Source organism: Barnesiella sp. CU968 (assembly GCF_905219685.1).
GTDB lineage: Bacteria > Bacteroidota > Bacteroidia > Bacteroidales > Muribaculaceae > Lepagella > Lepagella muris_A.
In genome coordinates this window covers 1-5,521 of record NZ_CAJMXD010000197.1, presented here as the reverse complement: position 1 = coordinate 5,521, position 5,521 = coordinate 1, and the positions used below count along the sequence as shown (strand labels likewise).

Sequence of the window (5,521 nt, the reverse complement as noted above, 5' to 3'; positions counted from 1 at the left end):
TTATTATAAANTAATTTTCAATACTTACTTATTCTTAATTATTCTTTCTAATAGGCATGAGGAAATTTTTAATGACGATTCTGGCGGCTTTTGTAGTTTTTAATCTCTATTCGGGAAATTACAAGTTGTCAGAGATCAATATCCGGGATCCGTTTATTCTTACAGACACCGTTGAAGGACGGTATTATATGTATAGAACTTCCGATTCCATAGATTCCAATGGAAAAATCAGGGGTGGTGTGGAAGTTTTCATGAGCCGTGACCTTGAAAACTGGGAAGGACCGAAGACGGTGATGCGCATACCAGACGGCAACGCCCTGACCGGAACGGTATGGGCTCCGGAGGTGCATGCCTATAATGGACAATATTACCTTTTCGCCACGATCAACAGTGACATAAAATGGAAGAAAAGTCAACCCGGCTGGGGCGATTTCACTTTGCGCGGCACTCAGATATTTCATTCCACTTCACCGGAGGGACCTTTCGTGCCTTTTGACAAGTTTCCTCACACCCCCGACATGATGGCACTTGACGGCACGCTCTGGGTTGAGGATGGGAAGCCCTATATGGTCTATTGTCATGAATGGGTGGAATTGGGCGACGGCACCATGGAACTTATAGAACTTACGCCCGACCTTTCCAAGACAATAGTGCCGTCAAAAGTCCTTTTCAATGGCTCCGCTCCGGAATGGTCAACGGGTATGCAGCCGTCTCCCGGCTCGCCACGTGGATACGTCACTGACGGATGCTACCTTTACCGCACGGGAAAAGGGAAGCTGCTGATGATCTGGTCAAGCTTCGGCAAAGACGGTTACGCTATCGGTATTGCCGAATCGGCTACCGGCTCAGTGAAGGGACCATGGATCCAACATGAAAAACCTTTCTTCCCCGATAATGGAGGGCATGGGATGATTTTCAAGACCCTGTCAGGAGACCTCTGTCTCATCCTGCATCAGCCCAACGATCCCTTGGGTGCCGAACGGGCACATATCTATCCTCTTGAAGACACAGGCGACACCCTAATGTTAAAATCAAAATCCAATCATACCAAATGAAACCACTGCAAACCTGCCTTCTTGCCGCCTCTGCAATCCTGGCGCTCAACGGCAACGCATCTATCTACAGGATTGTCTCTCCATCCGGAACCGTGACTGCGGAGATTATCAACGAAGGTGACCTGTCATGGCGCGTCAGCCATGACGGAAAGGAGGTCCTTTCGAAATCCCCCATATCAATGACCCTCACCGACGGCACAGTCTGGGGACAAGGAGCACGCGTGTCCGGATCCTATAAAACTTCAGTCAACAACACCATAAACACTCCATTCTCACAGTCTTCAACCATGCCCGACAGCTATAACGGAATCACGCTGAAGATGAAAGGAGACTGGAGTCTGGAATTTCGAGCCTACGATGACGGAGTGGCATATCGTTTTGTCAGCAACCGCAAAAAGCCTTTCGAGATCACTGCCGAGCAGGTTGAGTTCAATTTCCCGGATGATTTCACGGCAACCGTGCCGTATGTGCGTGGCGGTTCCGATGAAGACATGCAGTCGCAATTCTTCAATTCATTTGAAAACAAGTATACCGTGACTCCGCTATCCGGATTGAATCCACGTCGCTTGTCATTCCTTCCACTTGCCGTCAATGCAGGTAACGGGATAACCATAGCGATCACCGAGACAGACCTCCGGGATTATCCCGGACTTTACCTCTACAATCCGGACGGGACCATGTCGTTGAAGGGTAAGCATGCTCCATATCCAACAAAGACCGAAGACGGAGGATACAACAATATCCAGTCGGTAGTTACGGCTACTGCCCCATATGTCGCCAAGGTGTCATCTCCACGCACATTTCCATGGCGCATCCTCGCCATCGGGAAAGACACTGAAATCGCCTCCACCAACCTCAGTTACCTTCTTGCTGAGCCTTCGCGCATAGCGGACACTTCCTGGATCAAGCCCGGCAAAGTTGCCTGGGACTGGTGGAACTGCTGGAATATTACCGGCGTTGACTTCGAGGCAGGCATCAACACGCCGACCTACAAGCATTATATTGACTTCGCTGCCGATAACGGCATAGAATATGTCATCCTTGATGATGGTTGGGCTGCAGGAAAAGGGGAGGATCTGTTTGTCATAAATCCCGATATAAATCTTGAAGAAATCATTTCATATGCCAAAGGTAAAGGTGTCGGCATTATTCTCTGGGTGGGTTATCGCGCATTCGAACGTGATCTTGAAAAAGTATGCTGGCATTATTCAGAAATGGGAGTCAAGGGTTTCAAGGTGGATTTCGAAGATCGTGACGACCAGCTCATGACAACTTTCAACCATCGTGCCGCCGAGGTAGCAGCCAAGTATCATCTCGTGCTTGACATTCACGGGGCATACAAGCCCGCCGGCATCAACCGGACATGGCCTAATGTCCTGAACATGGAAGGTGTCAACGGGCTTGAGAACATGAAATGGTCAGACCTTGACACATTCGATATTATACAATACGACGTGACCATGCCCTATCTCCGTCAGATAGCCGGTCCGGTGGATTATACGCAAGGCGCGATGAATAATGCAAACAGGCAGAACTTCCGTCCCGTCCATGCCCAACCGATGAGCCCCGGCACACGCGCACACCAGCTTGCCCTCTATATGGTTCTATATTCCCCTCTGAACATGCTTTGTGACTCCCCGTCCAACTACCGACGCGAGCAGGAATGCACCGACTTCATATCGTCCGTACCCACCGTATGGGACGAAACCGTGGTTCTTGATGGCAAGATGGGTGAATATATAGTCACGGCGCGCCGCAAGGGAAATGAATGGTACATCGGTGGTATTACGAACTGGATACCACGGGAACTTGAAATAGACCTCACTCCCCTCAGACTGGGGGGCACCCGTGAGATGACACTCTTCACAGACGGGGTGAATGCTCACCGCAACGGCAACGATTACCGGAAGGAGATCGTATCCCTGAAAAATGAGAGGACCCTAAAAGTGAAGCTTGCGCCAGGTGGCGGTTTCGCAGCCCATATAAAATGAACGAACAATAAAAATTGATTAACCAAATATTATTATGAGACGAATAATAAACATTGCAGTGGCGTTTGTATCCGTATTCTCCATTTCTGCAACTCGGCATAACCCGGTTGCAAATCCGGAGGCTGTCGTTACGGAAGGAACTGTACGTTTCACGGTTCTCACTCCGGAGATGATCCGTATAGAATACAGCCCCTCGGAAAAGTTCGAGGACAGGGCAACATTTACTGTAGTTAACCGTAACCTGCCTGTGCCACATTTTACAAAATCGGAGGATAACGATTTCCTATACATAACAACGGATAAACTCAAACTGAGATACCGCAAGGGCACAAATCCCTACTTCGAACCTAACCCTCCGGGTAACCTCAACATAACTATGGACCTTAACGGCACACCCGTGACATGGTTCCCCGGACAGGGAGACGGTCGCAACCTCAAGGGCACCTGCCGCACACTCGACCGTTGCTTCGGCGATGGCTACCGCTCGCAGTTGGAGAATGGACTGATTTCACGTTCGGGATGGGCTGTGATTGATGATTCTCCTCGATGTGTGCGTCCCGACGGGAGTCGTTCGCTCGCCCTCGTTCCCGACGAGACGGGTGTAGACTGGGTTGCTCCTCGCGATGACAAGGCTGCTCTTGACCTATATTTCATGGGTTACGGGCACGACTACAAGCAGGCGCTTAAAGATTACACGCTCATCGCCGGTAAGATGCCGTTGCCTCCGGACTATGCTTTTGGCTACTGGTATAGTAAATACGAGAACTATTCCGCTGATGATTACCGCAACATCATCAAGAACCTCAAAGACAATGACATTAATACAGACGTCATCATTCTTGATATGGACTGGCATTGGAACGGAGACCCCAACCCAAAGATGTCTAACGGACGTGGCGGTTGGACAGGATGGAGCTGGAACACTAACCTGATTCCGGACCCGACAAAATTGCTGAAAGACATACACGGCAGCGGACTTCACCTCGCGCTCAACCTCCACCCCGCCTTGGGTGTGGACTCATCGGAAGACATCTTCCTGGGCATGGCAACGGACATGGGACTGAATCCCGACACCACTAAAGTGATTCCATGGAAACTCGAAGATACAAATTTCTACAAGGCATTCGCAAACAACTTCCTGCGTCCGTTCGAGAAACAGGGCGTTGACTTCTGGTGGCTTGACTGGCAGCAGCACCTCACCAGCCCCTACACCGATGGTCTCGGAGAGACTTTCTGGTGCAACCATGTTTTCTTCAATGACATGAAGAAAAACCGTCCCGACCGCCGTCCGATGATCTTCCACCGCTGGGGCGGACTCGGCAGCCACCGTTACCAGATCGGTTTTTCCGGCGACACTTTCATCAACTACGCCTCGCTCGCCTTCCAGCCTTATTTCACCGCCACTGCATCCAACGTGTGCTACGGATATTGGGGACATGACATAGGTGGGCACATGTATGACAGCAGCTATCCGGTTAACGATCCCGAACTTCTTCTCCGCTGGTTCCAGTTCGGAGTGTTCACGCCGATCTTCCGTAGCCACGCCGCCATAGGCACATGGATCAACCGCCAGATATGGACTTACGACAATTTCCCTCAGCTCAATGCTACAGTTAAACTGCGCTATGCACTGTTCCCCTATATCTACACCATGGCACGCAAGAGCTATGACAGCGGTGTCGGCATATGCCGTCCGATGTATTACGACTATCCCGAACAGGACGAGGCATATACTTTCGAAAGTCAGTATTTCTTCGGAGACGATATTCTCGTTGCCCCGGTAGTGGAACCATCCTCGGCAGGAGTGAGCAAGAAGCGTATCTGGTTCCCCGAAGGTAACTGGTGGTCGGTTGCTGACAACAGGATGATCGAAGGAAACTCCATACAGACACTTGACTTCACACTCGACCAGATACCATATTTCTACCGCGAAGGCGCTATAATCGTGAACAATCCAGCAGAAGTGAAGAGCACTACCGAACGTCCGGAAAAGATGATTGTCAACATTGTTGCAGGGAAAGACGGCGAGACTACTCTCTACGAAGATTCCGGTGATTCCAACGATTATGACAGTAACTTTGCCAACACACGTTTTTTCCAGAAGACTGTCGGTTCAAAGGCTATCTATACAATAGGAGCACGCGAGGGCACAGCTGACCGTCTTCCTTCCAAACGCGGCTATCAACTTCGCATCTACAACACGGCTGCGCCTGCAGGCGGGAAAGCCAAAGTTGACGGCAAGAATGTAAAGACCGTATATGACTCTGCAGCGCGTTGCACAATTGTTGATGTGCCGTTGGCAAAATGTGACAAACAGCGTGAAATCACAATAGAATATTAAAATATCTTTTGATAAGTAAGTGTTGGAAATTAGCTTATATTAAATTTTAGGAGATTTTGAGAAATCATGAAAGCATCCAAAAGATTCAAAATTTAAGTAAGCACAGCATTTACTTATTATAAACTAATTTTCAA

General features: G+C 49.4%; 3 protein-coding genes. All 3 read left to right on the top strand.

Going from position 1 to position 5,521, the window contains the following annotated elements; translation table 11 throughout:
* The first annotated feature begins 56 nt into the window (after positions 1 to 56).
* The 3 genes from JX312_RS08530 to JX312_RS08520 are packed head-to-tail and all read left to right on the top strand — an operon-like array spanning position 57 to position 5,387.
* On the top strand, positions 57 to 1,055 hold the full coding sequence (locus JX312_RS08530; protein WP_123405388.1) for a glycoside hydrolase family 43 protein: 999 nt from the start codon (positions 57 to 59) through the stop codon (positions 1,053 to 1,055).
* The gene (locus JX312_RS08525) at positions 1,052 to 3,046 is read left to right on the top strand and encodes a glycoside hydrolase family 97 protein (protein WP_204457701.1); all 1,995 of its coding nucleotides are present in this window, start codon (positions 1,052 to 1,054) and stop codon (positions 3,044 to 3,046) included. Before JX312_RS08530 ends, JX312_RS08525 begins: the two co-directional genes overlap by 4 nt.
* A gap of 34 nt (positions 3,047 to 3,080) precedes the next feature.
* A complete protein-coding gene (locus JX312_RS08520; protein WP_204457700.1) occupies positions 3,081 to 5,387 on the top strand; it encodes a glycoside hydrolase family 31 protein in 2,307 nt (768 codons plus the stop codon).
* Positions 5,388 to 5,521 lie beyond the last annotated feature (134 nt).